The sequence below is a fragment of the Paraburkholderia strydomiana genome (assembly GCF_031456815.1).
Classification (GTDB): domain Bacteria; phylum Pseudomonadota; class Gammaproteobacteria; order Burkholderiales; family Burkholderiaceae; genus Paraburkholderia; species Paraburkholderia caledonica.
Genome location: NZ_JAVDVL010000013.1, coordinates 136,567 through 159,993, shown reverse-complemented (window position 1 = coordinate 159,993; position 23,427 = coordinate 136,567). Strand labels below are relative to the sequence as shown.

At 57.0% G+C, this 23,427-nt stretch carries 20 protein-coding genes; 9 read left to right on the top strand and 11 right to left on the bottom strand.

The window, feature by feature from the left end; genetic code table 11:
• Window positions 1–624: 624 nt before the first annotated feature.
• From J2W46_RS28130 to J2W46_RS28120, 3 genes are all read right to left on the bottom strand, one after another.
• A complete protein-coding gene (locus tag J2W46_RS28130; RefSeq protein ID WP_310358150.1) occupies window positions 625–1,281 on the bottom strand; it encodes a hypothetical protein in 657 nt (218 codons plus the stop codon).
• Window positions 1,282–1,602: 321 nt separating this feature from the next.
• Window positions 1,603–3,966, bottom strand: coding sequence for an alkaline phosphatase family protein (locus J2W46_RS28125; RefSeq protein ID WP_310358148.1), 2,364 nt, complete (start codon window positions 3,964–3,966; stop codon window positions 1,603–1,605).
• Between the two features lie 61 nt (window positions 3,967–4,027).
• Window positions 4,028–5,122: a helix-turn-helix transcriptional regulator gene (locus J2W46_RS28120; protein ID WP_310358145.1), complete on the bottom strand. Its 1,095-nt coding sequence runs from the start codon at window positions 5,120–5,122 to the stop codon at window positions 4,028–4,030.
• A gap of 535 nt (window positions 5,123–5,657) precedes the next feature.
• Between J2W46_RS28120 and J2W46_RS28115 the strand changes: the two genes are divergently transcribed.
• Together J2W46_RS28115 and J2W46_RS28110 are read left to right on the top strand one after the other, a co-directional pair.
• Window positions 5,658–6,320 (top strand): glycoside hydrolase family 25 protein, encoded by a 663-nt coding sequence (locus J2W46_RS28115; RefSeq protein ID WP_310358143.1) that lies wholly within the window; start codon window positions 5,658–5,660, stop codon window positions 6,318–6,320.
• Between the two features lie 12 nt (window positions 6,321–6,332).
• Window positions 6,333–7,886 carry a hypothetical protein gene (locus J2W46_RS28110; protein WP_310358141.1) on the top strand — a complete coding sequence of 518 codons (1,554 nt, stop codon included), beginning with the start codon at window positions 6,333–6,335 and terminating at the stop codon, window positions 7,884–7,886.
• Between the two features lie 162 nt (window positions 7,887–8,048).
• Here the strand turns inward: J2W46_RS28110 and J2W46_RS28105 are convergent, their stop codons facing one another.
• Window positions 8,049–8,420 carry a lysozyme inhibitor LprI family protein gene (locus J2W46_RS28105; RefSeq protein ID WP_310358138.1) on the bottom strand — a complete coding sequence of 124 codons (372 nt, stop codon included), beginning with the start codon at window positions 8,418–8,420 and terminating at the stop codon, window positions 8,049–8,051.
• 180 nt (window positions 8,421–8,600) lie between these two features.
• Here J2W46_RS28105 and J2W46_RS28100 point away from each other — a divergent pair, with 180 nt between their 5' ends.
• Window positions 8,601–8,879, top strand: a complete 279-nt coding sequence (locus tag J2W46_RS28100; RefSeq protein WP_310358135.1) for a hypothetical protein — start codon at window positions 8,601–8,603, stop codon at window positions 8,877–8,879.
• A 370-nt stretch (window positions 8,880–9,249) separates the two neighbouring features.
• On the opposite strand, the gene J2W46_RS28095 is transcribed toward J2W46_RS28100, so the two are convergent.
• The 4 genes from J2W46_RS28095 to J2W46_RS28080 all read right to left on the bottom strand — a co-directional run bounded on the left by J2W46_RS28095 (window position 9,250) and on the right by J2W46_RS28080 (window position 12,771).
• Window positions 9,250–9,759 (bottom strand): hypothetical protein, encoded by a 510-nt coding sequence (locus J2W46_RS28095; protein WP_310358133.1) that lies wholly within the window; start codon window positions 9,757–9,759, stop codon window positions 9,250–9,252.
• A 758-nt stretch (window positions 9,760–10,517) separates the two neighbouring features.
• Window positions 10,518–10,772, bottom strand: a complete 255-nt coding sequence (locus J2W46_RS28090; protein WP_310358131.1) for a hypothetical protein — start codon at window positions 10,770–10,772, stop codon at window positions 10,518–10,520.
• Window positions 10,773–11,418: 646 nt separating this feature from the next.
• The gene (locus J2W46_RS28085) at window positions 11,419–12,111 is read right to left on the bottom strand and encodes a GntR family transcriptional regulator (RefSeq protein ID WP_006046830.1); all 693 of its coding nucleotides are present in this window, start codon (window positions 12,109–12,111) and stop codon (window positions 11,419–11,421) included.
• 108 nt (window positions 12,112–12,219) lie between these two features.
• Window positions 12,220–12,771, bottom strand: coding sequence for a hypothetical protein (locus J2W46_RS28080; protein WP_310358128.1), 552 nt, complete (start codon window positions 12,769–12,771; stop codon window positions 12,220–12,222).
• Window positions 12,772–13,239: 468 nt separating this feature from the next.
• Between J2W46_RS28080 and J2W46_RS28075 the strand changes: the two genes are divergently transcribed.
• From J2W46_RS28075 to J2W46_RS28050, 6 genes are all read left to right on the top strand, one after another.
• Window positions 13,240–14,787 (top strand): Rieske 2Fe-2S domain-containing protein, encoded by a 1,548-nt coding sequence (locus tag J2W46_RS28075; RefSeq protein WP_310358125.1) that lies wholly within the window; start codon window positions 13,240–13,242, stop codon window positions 14,785–14,787.
• Window positions 14,788–14,877: 90 nt separating this feature from the next.
• Complete coding sequence (locus J2W46_RS28070) at window positions 14,878–15,888, top strand: PDR/VanB family oxidoreductase (protein ID WP_310358185.1); 1,011 nt, start codon at window positions 14,878–14,880, stop codon at window positions 15,886–15,888.
• Between the two features lie 100 nt (window positions 15,889–15,988).
• Window positions 15,989–17,002, top strand: coding sequence for a ketol-acid reductoisomerase (gene ilvC, locus J2W46_RS28065; RefSeq protein ID WP_310358121.1), 1,014 nt, complete (start codon window positions 15,989–15,991; stop codon window positions 17,000–17,002).
• 80 nt (window positions 17,003–17,082) lie between these two features.
• Complete coding sequence (locus J2W46_RS28060) at window positions 17,083–17,781, top strand: GntR family transcriptional regulator (RefSeq protein WP_310358117.1); 699 nt, start codon at window positions 17,083–17,085, stop codon at window positions 17,779–17,781.
• A gap of 149 nt (window positions 17,782–17,930) precedes the next feature.
• Entirely contained in the window at window positions 17,931–18,785 is an 855-nt protein-coding gene (locus tag J2W46_RS28055) for a class II aldolase/adducin family protein (RefSeq protein ID WP_310358116.1), read from the top strand.
• Between the two features lie 125 nt (window positions 18,786–18,910).
• Complete coding sequence (locus J2W46_RS28050; RefSeq protein WP_310358110.1) at window positions 18,911–20,218, top strand: MFS transporter; 1,308 nt, start codon at window positions 18,911–18,913, stop codon at window positions 20,216–20,218.
• A gap of 574 nt (window positions 20,219–20,792) precedes the next feature.
• Here the strand turns inward: J2W46_RS28050 and J2W46_RS28045 are convergent.
• From J2W46_RS28045 to J2W46_RS28035, 3 genes are all read right to left on the bottom strand, one after another.
• The gene (locus J2W46_RS28045) at window positions 20,793–21,071 is read right to left on the bottom strand and encodes a hypothetical protein (RefSeq protein ID WP_310358107.1); all 279 of its coding nucleotides are present in this window, start codon (window positions 21,069–21,071) and stop codon (window positions 20,793–20,795) included.
• Between the two features lie 429 nt (window positions 21,072–21,500).
• A complete protein-coding gene (locus tag J2W46_RS28040; protein WP_310358104.1) occupies window positions 21,501–21,740 on the bottom strand; it encodes a helix-turn-helix domain-containing protein in 240 nt (79 codons plus the stop codon).
• Window positions 21,741–22,169: 429 nt separating this feature from the next.
• On the bottom strand, window positions 22,170–23,249 hold the full coding sequence (locus tag J2W46_RS28035; RefSeq protein WP_310358101.1) for a hypothetical protein: 1,080 nt from the start codon (window positions 23,247–23,249) through the stop codon (window positions 22,170–22,172).
• Window positions 23,250–23,427 lie beyond the last annotated feature (178 nt).

The window sequence follows — 23,427 nt, the reverse complement described above, 5'->3', positions numbered from 1 at the left end:
GATACTTATGGCGCACTCGAATCATGAAGCTGCGGCACATAGCTTCATGTGCGTCGCGCAGCGAGCCTGTTGGTGCTTTCGCCGGTTACCATCGTTTCCACGCGCAGGTCGCGAATTGGTGGCCAACTCGAGGTCGCCATGCCGAGAATATTCCGGACTCGGTCTGGTAGAGCGCAGCTCACAAGTTAGCGGACAGATGGGAGAAGACATCAGGTCGAACCGACGCAGCGCTATCTCCCTGCATCCGCCCCTAATCGCGTCTGATGCCCGACGTTGCGGCCTTTCCATAGTGACTCAGTTAGGACGGCAACGCTAGAGCACTGTTGAAAGTAAAACAGTTAGTCCAAAACTAACGAAGAAAGTCGGCTGGCGCGCTTACCTTGTCTATTCCGCTCTACTGGATACCGATTGCCACTAACGCAACTGCCGCGGTCTCTGGTGGATGCCCGTGCGGAATTGGCTCAGGTGCTAGCCTTGGAACCACGAGCCAGACGCTTGGGCGCGAAGGCCCCTTTTGGGCCCCCACCGGCGCGCCTTTTCATCGGCACGACACTTGTATTCGATGGCGTGGCAAAGCGTCGGCATCGAGATATCACGCGCTTTTCAAGGTCGCGGACCGATATTTCAGCTCGACGAACAGTTGCGCACTGGAAAAGAGTCTTCTTGCCCGACCCACAGTTTTAAGGCACTGTGATTCGCCTTCGAGAGCGCGTCACGCCGTTTCAACTCTTCATTCACTGCCGTCGGGAACTGTTCTGGAAATGGAACGGCAAATGGAAGCTGTTCGCCACTTTGTATAACTCGAGGCACGGCCCTCCAACGGTCGCTATAGTTAACTGCATGGTAGATATACGCTTGCGCTTGCTTCCCAAATTCGCCGAGCATGGCGTTGGGTAAATACAGTCGAATCCGAGAAACAATTTCGTCGTTAGCTTTAACCAAAGAATCAATCTTTTCTCGCATAAGTGCCTGCTTCGTCTCACCCAGCTTTCGTGCCTTGCTAACATAGGATTCGAGGATGCCCCAAGGTTTGACTAAATAGTTTGCTTGCAGGTCGCGAGACATATCTCGCGTCTCGTCAAGCTTTGTCTGGATGACTTTGAGCTGGCACCAAAGCTTCTGATTCTCGCGTTCTTCAGCCACGACATTGCTTTGATATTGCTCGTGATGTGCATACAGCCATGCGATTCCACCTGAAATAGCGACGATTGCGCCCACTACAATTGGAATCCATACGGCGAGGCTCGATTTGGACGAGTCAGCTTTCTTAAAGGCAGTCATGATTACCTCGTCATTGGTTCGCTTGCGATTGTCATATGCCAGCGGCGTCTGCCTGCCACCCCCGGGGTCTGCCACCCGCGTAGACCTCGCCTTTGCGAAGCGCTCTACTGAAGACTCGCTCACGCAGGAAATCAACTACGAAGCCGAATGCGAAGCGTTGCGGCGCGCGACAAGACTGCGAAAATCACTGCGCCCGAGCTCGCGTGTGTTGGGCGTGTTGGCAACGTGTTCCCTAGTAAGAAGCCGCAATCGGCGAACGCTGCACCGAGGTGGCGACAGCCGTTCGTCGAACCATGGCTACAATTACGAGGAGGCTTTCGCTTAGGAACGACCGGACCTCGACGTGCCGGTGCGGCCCTTGGCTTTCAGGCTACGCTTGTGCTGTCCACCGCTTGTCACCTTCTTACCCGGCATGGACATAGAGATGTCTGGCGGTACGGAAATCGGCGCGGCGATGATTGCAGGCCTTGCGCTACCTTTTTCCTGCGCGAACCACGTCTCTATCGCTTTCGCACGCTCGGAAACCGGTACCGGCGCTTTCTTCCCGTTGCCCTTTATGGCCAAAGCAGGCCGCGTTGGTGCTAAACGGCCCATCGTGCGTTCGCGTTCCTGCCGTACAAGCTCGGCGTATGACACAAGAGCAGTCTGTGCATCGTGAAAGGTCGATGGCGCTTCCATCTGCTTCCGGGCCATCAAGCTGGAAGGCGCGGGAGCCGAAATCCTCTCCGGCGTGTCAGTGCGGAGTTTTGCCTGCGAAATCGCCGACACGAATGTGCCCGACTGATATTCACCCGCCGCTAAAACGGTCCGGCGACAAATTGCCGGAAGTCCCCATTTCTCGCAGACGTAACGCAAAACGCTTGTATGGTCGTACAACGTGTGGTCCACTCCTTTAGCTACCCAGGGAGAAACCAGGACAGCGGGAACCCGCACCCCTAGCTGGTTAAACGCATAGTTGTCGGTATTCTCGTCCGGCGCCACCGTCGCAGGCGGCACCACATGGTCGTAAAATCCGCCGTGTTCGTCGTACGTGATGACAAGCAACGTGGACTCCCACAACGCCTGATTTGCTCGGATTGCGTTATATACATCGGCTATAAGTTGCTCGCCGGCGACCACGCCAGCAGGCGAATGCTGGTCGTTCTCGCCACCCAGCACCCCATCAAAATACCTTGGCTCGATGAATGAGTATGCCGGGAAAGCGGACTCCGGCCCCTTGCAGTCGTCAAAAAATGCGTCCATTTCCTGGAAGCTGGAAGTGAAGTACCTGCGCTTCAGGTGGCTAAGCACGATGGATTGCGGTACGCCACCATGATATATCTTCCAGGAAATGCCTTTGTCGCTAAGTTCGTCGTAAATCGTTCGCTGGCTGTATCGCCCGAAGAACATGCGTACTGTGTCAATGACACCGTCCGGCATGAGTACATCTCCTAGGCTTGTACCGGTGTGCACGAAGAAGCGGTTTGGCCAGGTTGGTCCCGGCATCGAAGAAAACCATCGGTCGCATACCGTGAATGATTTCGCCAACGTGTGCAATGCTGGCAGGTCGCCATCTTTAAAATACGCCATCACTTGGTCGATTTCGCCAGTTTGTGCGTTCTGGTTCAAACTTCGGAACTCGTCCACAAAGTGCGCCATCCCGTCAGCAATCTGTCTTGTGACGTTCTCAAATTCGTGTGGGACTTTGAAATCGTTGCTGACGAACTGTGCAGCCATGGGAGTCTGCTTGTGGGGCGCGTTATCTTTTTTGGCGTCGAGATTGACGCCGGGGTTTTGAGGGTCGACCCCATCGATATCTGGATTCGAAACCTGAAGCGCCCCGAGCATGTGGTCGAAGGACCGGTTCTCCATCATTAGCACAACGACATGACGGATGGGGTCACCGGGAAGTGTGCTGACAGTGGCGCCGTTTGCTGCCGTCGCGGCAAATCTTCCGGCCAGTTGAGATTTGCGTGACGCCGGTTCATTTTGCATACTGCTGCGGCGGACTACCCGCCCGAGACCGCCTGCCTTTGCGTTCAGGCGCCGTTGCGCAAGTTCGTCGTGGGCAAAATATTGACGATAGTCACCCTTCTCGGGGTCGAAGAACCCGATATAACCGCCCGAACTGACGCCAAACGATTTGAGGTCCGTGGCGCAGAAGTCATTCCGCAGCCCTGCCTCTTCCTCGGGTGTGAAGTAGTGGGGCAATACGAAGTCAGAGACCGTCACGCCGTCGATGACATAGCTCTGTGCCTGTACCGCATCACACATTTCAAAGAAGTGGTAAACAGTGCGGTTAGTGTCCGCCGGGTCCGGTCCTTGTACTAGCAGATTGCACTGGGGGTCGCCAATCAATTCCAATGCTTCGTGCGACAACGTGGTCGACCATTCGTCGCCCACGCTCTTGCAGAGGTCGAGATATACAAACCCAAATGGTATTCCCGCCAGGTTCTGGTCGTGGTAACCCAGCACATCGTTGTGGGCCGCGGAGTCCAAGATGTAGAGAATCGCATCGCCCCGCAGCTCTTTGAGTTGCGCCAGTTCTGAATCCGGGCCCGCTGGCCCCTCGACCCGCAACCTTCCGCCGAACGCCCAGTAAGGCTCGAAATCCTCGGAAATCTGTCGGTTGATGGCGCGGACGACGCGGTGTATTTCCCTGTCCGCGATGCAGCTCGTGCGGTTCACGACCGAAATCTGATACATATCCACCTCCGATGTGGTCGTTTGACGGTGACCTAGAGTCCGGTCAAGCGAGCTATAACCGTCAGAGCAGCGACGAAAGCCTAATTAGCTCGCTCTGGCGGTTGCAACACGTCTTTTTGAGCAGCGAGGCAATCTGTTTGCGCACGGTTCCTTCCGCAACGTTAAGCACGGAAGCGCATGCAGCTGCGTCATGGCCAGCGATGAGCTGCCGGAATACCCTGCCTTCGGCCGCAGTTAAGTTGAACGTCTCTCGCAAGCTAACTTCGCTAGGCAGGCTGAATATGTCTCGCCTTTGTATCCGCAAGACAACACACTTTCGCGTTCCGGCACCATGCAAGCGCGAGGGAAGCATTGCTTGGACGTGAAACGTTTCGCCCCATCGACCCGGTAACACCGTGGACTGCGGCGCTCCACCCTGTAACGCGATTTCGATTGTCGCCAACAGTCGCTGATGCGCTTTTGGTTCTGCATGCATTAACCTGCGCGAGCGAACTGACAGGTGCTTCCCGCAAACGAGCCACTCGCTCACCGCAGGTGACAGGAAGTCTACGTGCCCTCCGCGGAGAACAACGATGACAGCTTCGGAGGCGTTGTCAACCAGACAGGAAAGCACGTGATTCGCTTCGGCAACGGTCTGGACACGCTTCTTGTACGAACCTATCAACGTCCGTTGAAGGCGCCGCATTGGTTGGTCTGCGACTACACTCTTCACATGCGCGTTTCTGGTGTGACAGTGAAACGCCAAGGCTGCAAACTGTTTTTCGTCGTTGGCTAAAGCAAATCCAAAAATCTGCCCAATCTTAAATCGCTGCAAAAAATCAACGTAGAACTCCTGTTGTTCCCACTGCGCCTGAGATAACAACCAGTCGCTAGAAAGCCATACTCCAACTGGTAAACTAGCCGCCTTTTGCGCGACCACATCCGTCGTCGAGTAGTACTCGAGGTATTCGCTTTCTGCCCTTGCTTCATGACCGAGTTGGACGAACGACTCCAGGGTGCTTGTGTACTTGTTCCAGGCCATAAAGCAGCCAGCGTCTGCCCCAACAACGGCCTTCGCTGTGCTCATCACTTCCATCCACGGTGTTTCCGCTTCCGATATGGAGGCAGCCGCCTCCAGCGCGGAGCGGTACGCACAGTGTGCCGGAACTGCATGCATTGTCTCCTCCACCTCGTGCGGCAGTGTCCACTGAAAACCAACAGAAATACAAGTACCGTTTCGAGTGCGTGCTGAACTCCCTATCCCATCCTGTTGAAATCGTGGGCACAGGTCGGAGCAAGTGTGAATACTCAATTTAGTCCATTTTTTTGACGAAGCACACGTCCTAACCTAGTCATCAACGGCAATCACTGTCTTGACGAAACCACCGATTCTCGCTCGTTAGCCATATTTGACGGTCCTCAGCAGGCTCTTAATACACCCAGCGCGATGATGAGCCGGTAAGCAGGCCTTGAGCCTCGCAGATTCATGTCGCATGTAGTGAGTCAGTAGACCTAATCTAAGCACGACCATGAACGCGGAGTTTCGCTCGAGAACCGAATTCAGCGGCAAAGTTCTCGAGGTAGGGGCGAGGCAACCGACTTAGTGAGGCAGTTGCAGAATTCCCTTATCAACCGCGGGTCGCCACGCATCCCCGGTGACGCAACCGAAAACGTTTTATCAACTCCCGTCATAACGGATTTTGGAGGCAGTCATGCCGCACACTCTGGATGGTTCAATAGACGTGGTACTAGACGTGTATCACGGCAGCGACATCTCGCTCGCGGATGCAAAATCTGCGGGAATATTGGCTGTGATTCACAAAGCAAGTGAGGGGGCAACCGTTCAGGATGCCAAGTACGCGAAACGCAGACATGAAGCGCGTGGGCTGGGGCTTCTATGGGGTGCATATCACTACGCAAGCGGAATGCCTGTACAACTGCAGGTGAGTAACTTTCTGGATGCGGTGCAGTGGGGCGCTGATTCCGGCTTGGACGAAAAGACACTGCTTTGTCTAGATTTCGAGCCCAGTCATAGTGGTCCGGATATGAGCTTTCACGACGTGTGCACTTTTGTCAGCATGGTGCGGGAAAAGACAGGGCGCTGGCCGATGATATATGGGGGCGCGCTCTTGAGAGAGACCTTCGCCGCGGCCAATCCTAGCTGCGATGCGGCCAAGTGCCCACTCTGGTACGCGCGTTACAACGACAAACCCGTCGGTATCCCGGGCCTCTGGGCAAAGTTCGCCCTCTGGCAGTACACCGATGGGGCGAACGGGCCGCAGCCTCGGAACATCAACGATGGGCATTTTGACCGCAGTTGCTTTGTTGGGACAAGCACTGAACTGAAGCAACAATGGCCGCTGTTCAGACAGTGAGCCGGCGCCACCGTGGCCGTCATTACGAACGAAACGGCCTGTTTTGAAGCGCGCACGAGGAGCGAAGTTATGGCGTATTTTTTTGCCTACGGGTGCGAACTCAACCGTCCGCACGTACTTGCGCAGATGTGGACTGGCAACGCCTACGCTGAACGCAACGACGGTCAAATGCGTAACGCGCCGCGACAACCGGCAAGCCTTCGACAGGATGCGGACCCGTCGAGTGCAACCGCAGGTGCTGACGTATCTCTACTCGTTCCGTCGTCTGTTGAGTCGTCCGCTACTGCCAAAAGTTCGACGGCTAGGCTACGCGACTACTCTCTGACAGAACCAATCGCAACCGGCTACATTCCTAACAAGGGACTTGTCTACAGGCGCCGGCAGGACGAACACGCAGAGCCGCTCATTGATATTAACGACGCACCGGGTGAGCGGTTGTGGGGCCTTTTGTTTGATTTGCCTCTTGAGACTTTGAGCGCGCTTTGTCGAGAGTTTGACCCGGAGCGTACATGTGAGCTTCACACGGCTGTCATCAGCATCACGCTTTCGGCAAATTCGAGTCGCGATGAGAACAACTGGCTTGCCGCTGGTGAGCTTATAGAGGTTAAAACTCTCCAAGCCACGTCTCCGACAATATTCCCCGCGAGTCCGGTCAAATCAATAGTTTACGGGTTACTGCCAACTTACCTAGCGTATAGAGCGCCCATGTATGCGCTTCGCGCCCTTCTTGGCTACAAAGTTTCGCAGGTTGATTCAATCAGATTGAATGGTCGGGACACTGCGGAACGGCTTATCGAGGAGGTTTACTACAAGTCGCCAGCTAAGTTTGCGATTTATCGAACGTCAGAGCGCGTTGCTGTCCAATACGCCGACGAGAGCAGCGGTGCAGAGGCTCAACGGTCCAAGATGGCATCAATCAATCCTCTGCGCAGTCAAATTGCGGGGCTTATAGATGGATGGAGTAAGAGCGACTGCGAGGAAGACCGACATTGTGCGGCCCGATATAACGCACGTGTAGCGGCTGCACTAAATCAGATTCTGCTGGAGAAAGATGAAGTCGGCGCAAGGTTTACCTTGGAAGGCGTCAAGGATGACGTCATCGCGAAGCGCATGTCGAGAGGACGAGTCCAGTATGTGTGCGGTGCTCTGGTTACCGCAGTAGGGTTATGTCTTGCGTTCTGGATAGCGAAGGTGATGTACGGCGTGTACAGTCCGACCAACGCTTTATGGCTTGCTGCCAGGGCAGGGGCGGTGGGCGCCCTTTTTTCAATTGCGATGAATATCCGCGAGCGCAAGGTTCAGCTCGACCTGAACGGTCGAGACAACTTCGCCGACGCTGCACTTCGCGTCTTTGTCGGAGCAATCGGTGCGGGCGCTCTTACTTGCCTCGTGCACAGCGACGCCCTGCCCTCGGCAACCTTGGGCGGTTCGACGTTCGTAGGAAGCAAAATGAGTTGGGAAGTCGTGCTGGCTGTTGGATTCGCGGCAGGATTCAGCGAACGGCTCGTGACAACAATGTTCGAAAAGTTTGGAAACGATACAGACCCAAAAAAGAAAATTCCCTAATTCGGTTGAAGACAATCCAGCACGCGCAGCGTTCACGAGACAATTTAATAGAGTAGCGTCTGTTTCTGCGTGCGACTGCGGGTTGGTAGCCGATTTACAGTCAAAGGACAATGGAATCAGCGCCCGAAGGGACGCTTCCTTCGTTTGCCGATGCGGCGCTCATCAAAATGGACCGCGACTCGCGAGTCGCGCATAGTCTTCCTCGAGCATCTCGATGCGATGTCGGTATGAGCTAAGCAGGCATGCTTGATTACTACGACATTTTCGTCTCATGTTCAACCATGCTTGCTGTTCATCCTGCATCGCGCCTCTGGCTCCCATCGCGACCAGACCGGTCAGCATTTCATAGCGCACGGACATCTCGACGTCCAACTCACTTAGCTGCCGTGAATCACAGATAGCCCTCTCATCTGGAGACTTGGCCTGCTTGCAATCAAAGCTAGCGCCATACGCAGTTGACAAAACCGTCAATGAACTAGCGACGACCAACGACAGAAAACGGCGGATACTTGTTTTAAGAGCGAATGTAGACAAGACGACCTCCAATGTCGCGAGCGGATATCCTATGGTAAGGCGGTTGCATCGTCTAAGTTGGCGAAGACTACCGACTCTCCATGGGAGCTAGTGATTTCGTGTCCCAGCAAGAGGACATCAGAGTGCAGTACGCGCTATCAGTGGGTGAACGTATAGTACTGGGCAGCACGGAGAGATGCCATGGACCGAGCGGAGTATGAAGGTGCAATCAGTCGGTTGGTTGCAGCGGCAGAACTGGTAGTGGCTAGTGCATCGGACGAGCAGAGACTGGATGCGCTCGGGATGCTGACGTTCTTTCGACTTCAACGCACACGCATTGCGGAGCACGGCGCGCCACGCATCTCGAACCAGAACCTCTTCAGAGAAACCGCGACCGCGGCACTCACGATGGCGGGCCGCAACGAGTTTCTCGCGGCATCCACGCTTCTGGCCCAGGCGCAGACGCTTATTGAGGCCTAGCAGTGTCGCTTCCGTTCTCCTGCAGTCGCCTAACGTGTGGCCGGCTCACAAATAGAAACTTCGCGACTTCATTGATGGTCATGTTTGCCTCGGCTAGAGGCGGGCAAGCCGCACCCGTCACCGTCGCGAGCGCCGCTGAAGGTAGAGGCTGTGCGGCGGCACGTCCCGCGCGACTGAAGCGAAACCGGGGGCTTTTGGGGCTCCGCTGCTTCCATTAGTCCCTGATGGGCAAAGACTCGTCGACGTGCAATGGAGGCCGAAACTGGTCACCGCACGGGCCGACGCTGCCGCGCGTTGGCGAGCTGCGTTGGGTTCATCCATGGCCTCAGCTGTCGGGGACTGTTGAACACGAGCGCATGTCGGTTAGCGTTCAATGCGAACGCCCGTGACCGCCGCCACCGCCCCAGTATTGGCCGCCACCCATACCCCGCCCTGGGTTTCCGTGCCCACCCCAACTGCCATGACCGCCCCAACCGCCCCGATATCCATGGCCCCAATAGCCGTGGTGCCCCCAGTAGCCGTGCCGGCCCCCGCCGTAACAGCATCCGCCCCAGTAGCCGAAGCTCAGTGACACCGATGGTCCCCACCACGCGGGCCAGCCGTAGTACGGATACGCGACGGGGTAATACGCAGGCACGACGAAGACGGGCGCGACTGGTGCGATATAGGTCGTCGATGCAGTTATATCTGACGCGGCCGCACCGGTCGCGGTTGCGTCGGTCATCGAGAAAGGATATTGCTGCTGCGGCGCTGCCGCTGGCACTTCGCCGTACGGAACGTAGCCGTAGGGCACGTAGTAGTAGCAACCGGACAAAGCTGCGCACAGGACTACGACAGCAACGACGCCGCCCGCACGCGACGTTGCATCCAGCGTTTTCATAACCAGCTCCGGAGTACGACGCTACGTAACCTGCGCCTCGCCTTTAATACAGCTAGCTTACTTCAGCAAGCAGGATGCCTGGGCCGCGGGGTTCATGCGCATCTGGCTGCGGCCCGGGAACGGTCTCGAAACGTCGGCCATTCATCAGTGGTCGTCGGAGGGCTCGCTCCGGAGAGTTACGCCTGTAAAACGCTTTCGCTTACAGCGCGGAGTATGGCGCACGGACAACGCTTGCCCAAGCCGAAGACACCACTGCTGCGAATGGGTTCGAGGCGGCAGGCTTGGCGATGGCCTTAACGCCACATCAGCCGAATCCCTCAACTGTCGGCCACCCCAGCTGGGACATCAGGCTGCGTCATCGCGAGCATCCTATTTTCAAATCCAGTAGCGAGTATTCGCCGTATATGGGTCATACCCACGCAATTACGCGTAGCAACTCTGGGGAAGTACACCATTAAATACAGGACTATGTTCCTCGTTGTCGCGCTGTTTGCAGCGGTATGCCCGGCATGACTCCCGACAACAGCGCTAGGTCTAAAGAAACTGGGCGGTAAATGCTTGAAAGTTTGCCGGCGCCAGAAGGCTCACGGTCTGCGCGCCCGGCAACATGTTCACAAGTAGCCGCTACGTCAAGTGCGGAAGGCAGTTGCCCCCTTGTCCGCTTCCTAGACTAAAAATTTGCGGCACCACTGATGCAGGAAGTGCCTTACCTAAGGCCGGGCGGAAGGCGCAATCGCCGGTCGCGCTCACAGCTCTGTTCAGCGAGCCGGCAGTCCTGGTAACCGCATGAAGTTTTCGATGAGCCGCAGCAAGTCCGTTTCGTCCGGCCGCGTACCCCATCGGCTGTATCCGGCAACAGATGCAATGGCAAACCAGGAATGCGGCGGAAACCATTCTGCCCGCACTGTTACGCCGCCAATAATTCGCAGTCGGCCCGTATCGCTAAGAAATTCAGCGTGAATTTTTTCGCCGCCGACGGTTGTGCTGGCAATTACTGGCGTGGACCGAAACATGAAGCCCTCCTGCGGTTTCTCACTGCTGAAAGTGGATGCTTATGTGGTAGCTCTCCCGAAGAAAACGAATATGGTCTAGGCGTTTGCATCAACCCGTCGAGCCGGCGGCCAAGACTAGCGTTACTGATAGCGCCGCGTATCGAGAGGCAAGTTGCATGCCCAATTGAGCAAACGACCGATAGACGGGCTTTTGCCCATTTTGCATTTGCTATTGGTTCTGGTAAGGGGCAGTTGCGCTTGTTGGATGCACGAAAGTGAACAACGAGGCACCCGTTCTGTGCTGGACAACGCGCCGTCGGTAATCGGACGATTGTCGTTAGAAAAAATTGGAGCAGAATCGCGTGAAGTTTCGCGCTGATGCTGCTCTGGGCCGACAACTTTCCATATCACGGGCGCCAAGGCTCGTCGCAGTCGCGTTTTTTGCTTTCGGTATCAAGGCGCCAGCACTGCAGCCAAGAAAGCAACGCGTCAATCCAGTTAGTCGGCCACGACTACTTCGTCATCGACTCGTTCGAAAGAGCAATGCAGCAGCGACGCCGAGGCGTGGCGCGCGTCGTCCGCACGAGTCACGAGGGAGGAGTGTCACCGGCAGCGCATCGACTGCCGCCGGTTGAGAAGAAGTTAAGACGGCGGTTGCTGTAGGCCGTCAGGTGACCGAGCCTTGAGCACCATTTTCGCGACCGGCAGATGCGGTCATGTGTTGAACCAGGTTTTCTCGCGCGAATTCTGTGTGGCGCATGCTGAGTTCCGCGGCAAGCGCTTCGTTTCCATCTGCGATAGCGTCTGCTATCGCGGCGTGTTCGTCCCAAACTGTCTTGCGCTGGCCTACTACCTGATGAACGGCACCCATTACGCGCCGCAGATGTATCCAATGGAGACGCGCATTCTCGACTATCAATGGATTCCCAGACGCCGAATAGATAGCAGTGTGAAAAGCCATGTCAGCCTCAATCATGGCCTTGATGTCGCCGCCCTTCGATGCCTTGCGGCCGTTAGCAATCAAAGACTTATCCAGCTTAACCCGCTGCTTCGCGGCCAGACGGGCAGCAAGGGCGTCCAGCGCGCCTCTCAGTTCGTAGAGGTGACCGACTCGTCGCGCATCGAGCGGCGCAACCTGCAACCCGCGTCCGGGTGCGTCCTCGACCAGACCGTCCTTCTTCAAGAGCCGAAATGCCTGCAGCACAGGCGACCGAGATACGGCGAGTTGCTCCGCGATTTCCTCCTGAACGATGCGCGTTCCCGGAGCAAGCGAGCCCTCGCTGATGGCGTCAAGCAGCACTCTGTAGACTTCGTCTACATAGTCTGGTCGCGACTGCAATTTCAAGAGTTTTGCCGGCATGATGACAAGCGCTGTGAATACAGAATACTGTCAGCTTACCAGCATTGCCAGGCGCGATGGGTTGCCCGGAATCAAAGAGGACAGATTTGCCCTGCTGTCCATTCGGTATCAACGGACGACTGGGGACAAGAACGCGAACCAGAGCGGGATTTCCGAATGGAGCCTGGATTCGTACAACACGTCCGGTTGCACATAGCTCGCCATGCACGCGCTTTCAAGCGCCTCCCGTGCCTCGCGACCACCGTTCGCGTCACTTTGCTGAACAAGTACGACAGCAGAAGCCGCGCAATACCTCTCGGCTTGTCTGATGCTGAAGGCAGCATCATCAAGCAGGTCTTTCGCGCTGCAGTAATTCGCATCCCTCACGACAATCGACGCAAGACCACCGGTCGTCCGACCAAGAACCCATCCGGCGCGAAACCGTCCGAATCCGTCAACCTCGGTTAACACGCGTATCAGACCGGTCAGTGTTTCAAACTGCCCTTTTGATTGCAAGACTGCACGGGCCGCCAACGGAATCGCATCTGCGTCTATCCACCCAGTGAGCGCCGAATTAGGCCGTTCGGTTTCCTTGAACGAAAAGCCCGTCTCGCCAATCGGGTATGCCATCCGTGCAGGCGCAGCGCCGTCTGACACCATTAGGTAATCGGGCATCTTCATCGCGTTTGTTCCTTTGTCTGCAGATTGAAACAGTCGGCGATTGCTCGAAACGAGTGAATTCCGACTACCGATTACGGTATACAGAGAGCGTAAAGTGTTCGAAGAAGGACGGCATATCGGTACAAACACCGAGGGCCCGCAGAGGACGGCGCAGGTTGTTCCAATTCGACAGCCAAAACTCGAATGTGGGCTTAAATTCCGCCTTGCGATTTAATGCAAATAGAACGTCGAATACACATAAATCAATCATTTGCCGGCCGTCACTCCGTTGAACGCGCTCATTCATGGACGACGCAGCCGCGCGCCACCCTAGACCGCACAAATCCTGCGCCTTGGTGTTTACCCATAGAGACATCAGCGCATTGCGCGCTTAATCTTTGGATACAGAGTTCAGAACACAGTAGTCGATAGACGGTTCTGACCATAACATCTGAGTGTGGTCCCATCAATTCTTGGAGGCAGGAAGTCATGAGCGTCAAATCGGACAAGGTGGATGAACAGAAGCGCACCGGAGGAGGTTCGGCTCCAGTCGCCAAGAAACTGATTCCGTTCGGCGGTTACTACGCGAACCGTACACCCGAGCACGACCCCGAGCTCACGGAAACCGGGCCAGGCACTCCGACGGGCGAATTCATGCGCCGGTTCTGGCATCCGGTGTGTATGTCGATGGAACTGACCGACACGCCCCGCTTCCTCAAAATCATGAACGAAGAGCTCGTCGCGTTCCGCGACAAGAGCGGCCGTGTCGGCGTGCTGCATGCGCATTGCGTGCACCGTGGCGCGTCGCTCGAATACGGCGCCATCCAGGAGCGCGGCATCATGTGTTGCTACCACGGCATGGTGTTCGATGTGGACGGAGCATGCCTCCACGTGCCGTTCCCGAAGGGCGAAGAAAAGGAGGCCGACAGGTACGCATGCTCGATTCGCCAGGGCGCTTACAAGGCCGTTGAGCGCAATGGCCTCGTCTTTGCCTACATGGGCCCGCCGGAAGAAGAGCCGCCGTTCCCGGAATGGGAAGGCGATTACACCGTGATGCCCGGCGACGAGTTGGTCCCGTACAGCAACTTCCAGCACTGCAACTGGCTGCAGGTTCAGGACAACGCGGCGGACAACTATCACCCCACAGCGCTGCATGCCGGCAAGAACGTTGTCGACGGAAATTACCAGGGAACGACGTTCGACGAAGTTGGTGCTGCGTCGATGGAAGTTGCCCCCGACATGAACTTCGTGCCGGTTCAAGGCGGTCGCAGTCTCGCGTGTGCCGGCGCACGTCGTGTCAACAAGGACAGGTTGTTTGTGCGCGTCCAGCACCAGGTCCTTCCGAACCTGAGCCTGCACGCATACACGTCGGAAGATGGCTCGAAAAAGAAGTACTTTAGCCGCTTCCATATCATCCGCTGGACGGTGCCCGTCGATGACGAAAACAGCAAGATGATTGGCTGGCGTGTCATGGGCCCGGGCATCGACACCCGCGGCGTAGGTAACAAGGAAATGGTCGGCTACGAGACCATCGACTTCCTCGAAGGCCAGGTTGCGATGCGCCGTCCGGAGCGCTTCGGCAAATACAAGCTCGAAGACATGCCGCCGATTCCGCCGAATCATCGTGAACGCGCGATTTACAAGCAGGCTCAATACGCACCGGGCGACTACGAAGCCATCATCAGCCAGCGCCCCATCGCAGTCCACGCGCTGGAAAACCCGACGAAGTTCGATGCGGGCCTCTATCAGTTTCGCAAGATGCTGCGTGACGCAGTCCGCGGCACGAATGCAGCGGCGTCCGCTCAAGGTTTCGCCGAATGGTTCCGTGCACTGGGCGGCTCCCCCAATAGCTTCTGCTCAGGCAATGTCTTCGAAATCGCCGAGGGCGCGACCGTCGAAGAAGAAGTTACGCGTCGTCGCAAGGTTCTGAAGACGGTCGTCCAGATTCTCACCGAGAGCGATGGGATGAAGGGTGACGAACGCAGTGAGTTCGTCCGCAACAAGTTCGAAGAACTCGAGCAGTCGCTCAAGGGCTAACACAGCGGGCGCGCCACTCCTGCGAATCGTCGCGCACCCGGTACCAGCCGCAGAAATTTGCGGCTGGCTACTCGCCTGGAAGGAAAGACCATGGACACTGTATTGGAAAGAGAAGCGGTGGTTGAAGATATCGAAGCCGCTACGCTCGATGTTCGTGTGAAGCAGATTCGTTACGAAGGCAAAGGCATCAATTCGTACGAACTCACCAGCCCGAACGGAAAGGCGCTACCCCGCTTCGAAGCCGGGTCGCACATCGACATTTACCTAAAGAACGGCACCATCAGGCAGTACTCTCTCTGCAACTCGCCCGCCGAGCGCAATCGCTACGTCATTGCCGTACTCAAGGACGAAAACGGTCGTGGCGGCTCGCGCGCGGTTCACGAAAGCATCGCCGCTGGGGACATTCTTACCATCAGCAAGCCCCGGAATCATTTTGCGCTTTCGGAAGACGCGAAAAAGGTCATCCTGATTGCCGGCGGCATCGGCGTCACCCCGTTGAAGGCAATGGCACACGAACTGGAAGAGCGCGGCATTGATTTTGTAATGCACTATTGCGCCCGAAGCGCGGAAGCAGCGGCCTTCGGTCCAGAACTGGAGCGCATGCAGCGCTCAGGAAGGCTCCGCTATCACTTCGACGATGGCGAAGAGGCGAACCGTCTGGATTTACGCGCGCTGTTGCACGAGCCTACGCCAGGCACGCATGTGTATTACTGCGGCCCGGGCGGATTCATGGCGGCTTGTGCTGACGCAGCAAATCATTGGCCGAAAGGCACCGTGCACTTCGAGCATTTCAAGGCACCCGAGCAACCGAATCGGGAGCCCACAGGCGTCGAAAATCAGGACGGATGCGACGTCACGATTGCCAGCACGGGCCAGGTCGTACATGTTGGACCCAGCCAGAATTTCAGCGAAGCGCTGAATGAGGCGGGTATCGAAGTTCCGACCTCATGCTGCGCCGGCCTGTGCGCGACCTGCAAGGTTCGCTATCTCGAAGGCGAAGTCGAGCACAACGATTTCATCTTGGATGACGCCGACCGAAAGGAATTCCTCACGATTTGTGTCTCCAGACCGGTGAGCAAGACCTTGGTGTTGGACCTGTAACCACGAACAAACTGAACCCGGACTACGTCTCCTGCGTGGTTCGACTTCGACGCGTCATCGCGCAAACACGCACCCGTAGGTGCATGAATCTGGAAATAGCATGAAAGTCTTCTACGATAAGGATGCCGACCTGGCCCTTCTGAAAAGCCGAAGCGTCGCAATCATCGGCTACGGTTCGCAAGGTCACGCTCACGCGCTCAACCTGAGGGACAGCGGAATCAATGTCTGCGTCGGATTGCGCAAGGGTGCGTCCTGGGAGAAGGCAAAAGCCGCTGGCCTGCCCGTGAAAAGCATTGCCGACGCAGTCAAGGAAGCCGACATCGTCATGATGCTGCTGCCCGACGAGCAAATCGCCGGAGTCTATCGGGCGGAAGTCGAGCCGAACGCTCGCAATGGGGCGGTACTCGGTTTCGCACATGGTTTCAACATCCACTACGCCCAGGTCAACCCGCGAGCTGACCTCGACGTGATGATGGTCGCCCCGAAAGCACCGGGACATACCGTTCGAAGCACCTACGCCTCGGGCGGTGGTGTTCCGCATCTCATCGCGGTTGCGCAGGACAAGTCTGGGACTGCTCGCGATATTGCCCTCGCGTACGCGGCGGCAAACGGTGGCGGCCGTGCGGGCATCATCGAAACCAGCTTCCTTGAAGAAACCGAGACCGACCTCTTCGGTGAGCAGGCGGTTCTCTGCGGCGGCCTTGTCGACCTCATCAAAGCCGGATTCGAAGTCCTCGTCGAAGCGGGCTACTCCGCGGAGATGGCGTACTTCGAATGTCTTCACGAAGTGAAGCTCATCGTGGACCTCATCTACGAAGGTGGCATCAGCAACATGAACTACGGCATCTCAAACAATGCCGAGTTCGGTGAGTACGTCACTGGTCCACGAATCGTGACGGCAGAGACGAAGAATGCGATGAGAGCGGTCCTTCATGACATCCAGACGGGTGAATACGCGAAGAGCTTCATTCTTGAAAACAGGGCCGGTGCTCCGACGCTTCAGGCCCGCCGGCGCATCACGTCTTCTCACCAGATTGAAATCGTGGGTGCAAAGCTGCGCGCGATGATGCCTTGGATTAGCAAGGGCGCACTCGTCGACCGCTCGAAGAACTAGGTTTTCTGGCCTTGTCGCGCAAGGACGTCTCTGTCGGTGTCCCAGCTTGGTCGCTGTCGCAAAAAGCAACGGAGTACACGATGACATCGAAGTTGCTCAAGATTCAGTCACGCACCGATTTCGTCGAAGAGGTCTACAACTCCCTCGTCGATGCCATCTGCGAGGGGACGCTTGGTCCTGGCGCCCGATTGACTCAGGAAGATATCGCCGAGCAACTCGCGGTTTCGCGCTCGCCCGTGCATCAAGCGCTGCGATTGCTCAAGAAGGACGGGCTGGTTCAGGATACGCCAGGCAGGGGAGTACTGGTCGCGCCGCTAGATGGACAGTACCTGAGCGACATCTACGAAATCCGCGGCACGCTCGATGCACTCGCGGCGAAGCTTGCCGCCGGCAACAGAGCACAGTTGGACCCGGAACTCTTTGTCCGCGGATGCGCCGCATCTACCTCGGGCAATGTTCGCGCAATGATAGACGCAGATATGGACTTCCATTTTGCCGTCTATCGCGCTTCGGGCAACCGGCTTATCGGTGAAACAGCACGAGGTCATTGGGTGCATCTAAGGCGCGTCATGGGGGCAATTCTGCAGGCGTCTGCTCAGCGAGCGTCTATCTGGGAAGAGCATGCCGCCATTGCAAGAGCGATTGAACGGGGCGATGCATCTCAGGCGGTGAACCTGTCCGAACTTCATTCCAAGCGAGCTCATCAACATCTGATTGGAGAGTTCGACGTGCTACTGCAAGGCCCAGTGAAGGCATCAACCGAGGAAGCGGCGGCGTGATTTTTAGGTAGTAGCCACATTCTCGTCATCCAATCAACTTTCTCTTGCATAAATATGTAGTGCGAATTGAAAAGCATAACTTTTATGCGTGCATTCTCATCCAATCATCGGTCGTAAAGGCGTCCCCCTACTCGATAAAGGAGCATTTGATGTCTACAGTTACTGAAGCGCATTCGGAAACCAAGCAGGAATCGATTCTCAAACCCGGCAAAGTCTCGATTTACGAGCCGGACCAGGAAGGGCTGATTTTCCCCACCATGCCCAAATTCAAGAGCGTGCAGGAGCATCGCACCTATCTGAAGGAGCGTCTGGTTGCCGCGTGCCGCGCGTTCGCCCTTCAGGGCTTTGACTATGGCTTCGCCGGTCACCTGACGGTTCGTGACCCGGAAAACCCGGGCCTGTACTGGACGAACCCGATGGCCATCCACTTCTCGCAGGTGAAGATGTCGAATCTCATCTGTGCCGACCATCGGGGCAACGTCGTCGAAGGCGAATACGCCGTCAACCGCGCAGGATTCGTCCTGCACGCAGCGGTCCATGAACAGCATCAGGACATCGTCGCCATGTGCCATGCGCACACGACGTACGGAACTGCATTCGCCTCGCTCGGCAGGCCGCTGGCTCCGATTTCGCAAGACGCAGCGGCATTCTATGAAGACCACGTCGTCATTGGCGACGAGGCTGGCAAGGTTGCGGTGGAAGTCAAGGGTGGCAACAAGGTCGCGAATGCCTTCGCAGGCGTGAAAGCTGCCATCCACCAGAATCACGGGCTCCTGACCGCAAGCCGTCACAGTATCGACTCAGCCGCGTTCTGGTTCATCGCACTCGAGCGCTGCTGCCAGCAGCAGTTGATGATTGAAGCCGCCGGTATTACGCCGAAGGAAGTCACGCCGGAACGCGCCCGTTACAGCCGTGAACACGTGGGCAGCGACTACATTGGCTGGTTGCACTTCCAGACCATCTGGAGCGACCTGGTCAATACCCAGCAGGATATGTTCGACTAATCAGAGAGCGCAGTGCAAGTTCGTGCGTGCCGGATGTCTTACGCGCGCGCACGAATCAGACGCCGGCGGGGAAGAGCAAAAAACAGACGCCCGCCGCCTACACGAAGGCCCCTAGGAGACATACCGTGAGTTCCCACATCCCTGCCACCTACATGGAAAGCGCGGACACGTCCGCTTTTACGAAAGCGACGTGGCGCCTACTACCGTTCCTGTTTGTCTGTTACCTGTTTGCCTATCTTGACCGCATCAACGTCGCTTTCGCCAAGTTGCAGATGCTTAGCGACCTTGGCTTCAGCGAGGCGGTCTACGGATTTGGTGCAAGCGTCTTTTTTGTCGGCTATCTGCTCTTCGAAGTTCCTAGCAATCTGCTCCTTTTGCGCGTCGGTCCACGGCGCTGGATTGCGCGAATCATGGTCACGTGGGGTCTTATCTCGGCCGCAATGATGTTCGTCAACACTCCGACGATGTTCTACGTGATGCGGTTTCTCCTTGGCATTGCTGAAGCGGGCTTCTTTCCCGCGATTGTGCTTTACCTCACGTACTGGTTCCCGGCATCGCGGCGCTCGAAAGTCACCGCACTTTTCCTCACCGGCATCCCCATGTCTGGCGTCATTGGCGGGCCACTGTCCGGCTGGATTATGACGGCATTCAACGGTTCGCACGGATTTGCCGGCTGGCAATGGCTTTTTCTGGTTGAGGGCGTCCCGACTGCGCTGCTGGGTATCGCCGCATTCTTCTACCTTGACGATAAGGTACGGGACGCGAAGTGGCTGAGCGAAGAGCAAAAGGATTTGATTGAAGAGAAGCTCAAGGAGGAAGCTCCCACGAGCGCGTTACATTCCCTGAAAGATGGATTGCTCAGTCCGAAGGTACTACTGGTCAGCGCTGTCTACTTCTTCTACACAATGGGCTTATATGGCGTCAGCTTCTGGCTGCCCACTCTGATTAAATCGAGCGGCGTATCCGACCCGTTCCATGTGGGCTTGCTCACTGCGGTTCCCTACGCCGCTGGCGCGCTGGCAATGGTGGTCGTAAGTCACAACTCAGACCGCACCGGCGAACGTCGTTGGCATCTGATTGTCCCGGGACTCGTTGGCGCGTTCGGGCTCGCGATGAGCGTATGGTTCTCGGACTCAACCTTAGCGGCGATGGTTGCGTTGACGGTGGGCACAATGGGCGTGATGACCACCATCTCGCAGTTTTGGGTTATTCCTCCCGCCTTCCTCGGTGGCGCAGCCGCGGCTGCAGGATTGGCACTCGCCAACTCGGTCGGCAGCATTTCCGGCGTGGTCAGCCCGTCACTGATTGGTGTCATCAAGCAGGCATCCGGCTCGGCAGGTGCAGGCGTGCTCGCGCTGGCCGTGAGCCTCGTCATCGGAGGACTGCTTGTCCTCTTCGTTCCGGCTACCCTTGTGAACAATCGTCGCCGATAGCACCATCGTTATTCTGAAAAGCCGGCACGAGCAGACACTCGCGCCGGCCTCTTCGTCATCAAGCTTCCTGTGCTGACAAGGATTCCTCAGTCGTTTGACGCGCGATGAAGAGAGAGAAATTCTGAATGTCAGGGTACGGCCCGAGAGGCCATTCATACCGTGTAATTGGAGCGCTCCGGATGCGCGTTCCAACAATGATTTACGAGGGTCAGTTACTGCGATTACTGTGTACAGTGGCTCAACATTGGTCGGCTCAGTGTCGTGCAGGCCTTCGTACATTTTGACGGCAGTGCGCGACCACTCCGCGGCCCAGGCTGCAGCCGCTGGTTGCAACGATTGCAAATGACTATCGCCGCTGAGCATTTGTATCCGGCTGCGGTCGCCGAGGCTTCCACGCCGCGACGCTATAAAGTCCAGCCGGGAGTCCGGCGGCGCCAGAACAATGATTCTGCAAACTGCCTGCAATCTGTTGCGGTCCAGGTCGGGTGCTGCAGGCACGTGCTGGGTAGTATGCCGTGTCGTCGACCTCCGTCGCAAAAACGTTCCCACCCTTGAGCAATTTTCGCAGACGCCGCTACTTGCCTCCGGTGACTTTGTGGACGCGCTCCGCGAGCGCCACTGCCTCGCTTGGCGACATCGGCAGCGGCCCACGCGGCGCTACGTTCAAGACCCAGTCGGCCAGCCGGCGCACAAGCGATACGTCGTCTGCGTTCAGCCCGAGCGCCGACAACGACTGCGCCAGTGATTCCAACTGCGGAGAACAGCAATAAATCGCATCAAACGCGGCACGTACGCGGGTAGACTCGGTCAGCTCGGCGTCGCGCGCATCGGCAATCAGGTTCTCGTATCGCATATCAGCTCCGGTTTTGACTTGAGTTCCACCAGCACCGCGGGCTCGCTTATACCGAGGAGCTGGGTCCTGCATACCAGGATTTCGCGGCACCAAGCGGGGCAGTGAAGATAGTCATCATCTAGCGCTAGCCAAGCCGCAGGCTCGCGGCGCAGAACTTCTCTCCATATCTGCATCTCACAGGCCAGGCGGTTCATCGTCCTCCGTCTGGCTGTCGAGATACCGTCTCGCCCTCTCGTCTAACTCTCGCCGGGAACGCATGACGGACCTCTCATCGACGATGTACTCGCCGTCATGGCCGAGCGCACCGTGAAGGTGTCCGCTCGCCAGCCGATGTCTAACGTGCGCCCGGCTAACAAATAGGAACCTCGCGACTTCGGCGATGGTCATACGTAGCCTCCACTTCAGGCACCACAGAAGCGCACTCGGCAGTCACCCATGTTTGCCATACATTCGTGCTTGCTGCGGGACGTGTGCGAGTTCTTCCAGCGCCTTGCGCCCACGTCGTTTTGCATTCAAGCGGTACGCCTCCGCATCGCGGCCGGCGACCGTGTGTGTGCCATCCGTATTTGCGCTTGCGGGCAGCTTGCCGTCTCGAATTAGCTTCAAGACATACTTCGGCGTCACGTTCAACACCACCGCGACTTCGGCCACGGTCATTGTTTCGTCCATACTTGCTCCGTTGGAAAGTTAAGCACTCCCGCATGTCCACAGCTTTTGACTCTTACGGAGCGCCTTCGACGAACCGGTGCACGTTGAAGCATCCTTAAGGTCAGCTGCTACCAGCCGAGTAACGTTCCTAGACGTTTAACAAGCCAGTTTGCTTCCACAACGCTTACCCACCCTTTGGCTTCGATTGCACGCCTCATGCGTTGCAAAGTGACCTCTCGCGAATGCTGCTGATTTTTTCCTGCATCTTTCTGCGGCTTTCCGACGAGCTCCTGCGCTAGGTCCTCGCATATGTCCCATCGCTCATAGCGCTCGCCTTCCGTCAGGCCGACAACGAGCTTGCCCTCGATGAGACGCCCGGCGAGCTTCGGCTGAGCGCCAGAGAGCGACGCTGGTGTGACGTCTCGGGGAAGTCGTCAGGGACATGTCGGCTCATTTCAGGTGGGCGATGACCCGCTTAGCTAGGTCAATAAGATTCGTTTGCCTCAAGGCCGGAAACGTCTGTGGCTTAAGCGTCGCACCGGGCGCAGTAACGATGCGGATACGGACATCTTCGCCGTCCACTACGATTTGTATGCAGGCCTCCGGCGTCGACGCAGCATCCCCAGCTGTTTGTCGCTCAACGAAGAGGGTGAATTGTCGGGCGTCCATATAAGGGCCAAGTGGCCATTGGTATCCTTGGGCGTGAAGCGCCTCCGACGCGCGTTCCCACAACGGACGGCGCGGGTCAATTTCCGCACTCGCTGTGTATAACGGCGAGACGTCAATCGGCTCTGTCTCGTGCAGGCCGTCGTAGACTCTTACCGAGGTCCGCGACCATTCGGCCGCCCAAGCCGCAGCGGCTCGCTCGAGCACCTTGTAATCACCGTCATCGTCGAGCATATCGAGCGGGGTCCGGTCGCCAAGAGTGCCGTTCTGTGCCGTCAAAAAATCGAGGCGGCTCAACGGCGGCGCCGGCATGATGATTTGGCAGATTGCTTGCAGACGCTTACGATTCAGGGACGGGTGGGACAAGAATGCGGGGACGTATTCAACTCCGTCCACCTCGACCGTAAAGACCCTGTAGTTGTCTAGCAGTTGCGTAAGTCGCTTCTCGGTCACGCCGGTGCGCTTACGGAAGTCAGTCGTCGATAACAATTTTCCGTTTGCAACCATCTCACGACGACCTTCGAGCGCTTGCTGCCAAAGGTGCTCGCGCAAGATGTCGCCGCCAACGTCTTCGCCAGCTTCGATGTAAGCCTGCCGAACAATGTCTTCTATGCGAGCAATCACATCGTCAGGTATTGGTTGGAACCGGTGACGGTCGGTCGCCGGTAGACGGAAGTGGTTTGCGGCTATTTTGCGTACAAGCGATGAGGCGACGAATTGAGGCACATCGAATTCCATATCGATGTCGCGCATAGCGATATCCCAACCGCTGCTAGCCATACCGAACTCCGATAGGAGCCGACGGAATGACCACGTCGTCATGCCGGCATGAGTCGCGTCGGCACCAATAAACAGCGATGTCACTCACCGAAACTCCTTCGTTGCAAGTAACACCACAGAGACAGCCTCGTAAGAGACTTGCTCGCAGTCGTACCGAAGGTCCCGGTGCGGACTACCAGGGTACAGAGAATAGTACGGCCGGCCCTTGCTGACTCCGCGTTCGTACGTCCACGTCTCCATGCCTCCACAAACATAACGAGCG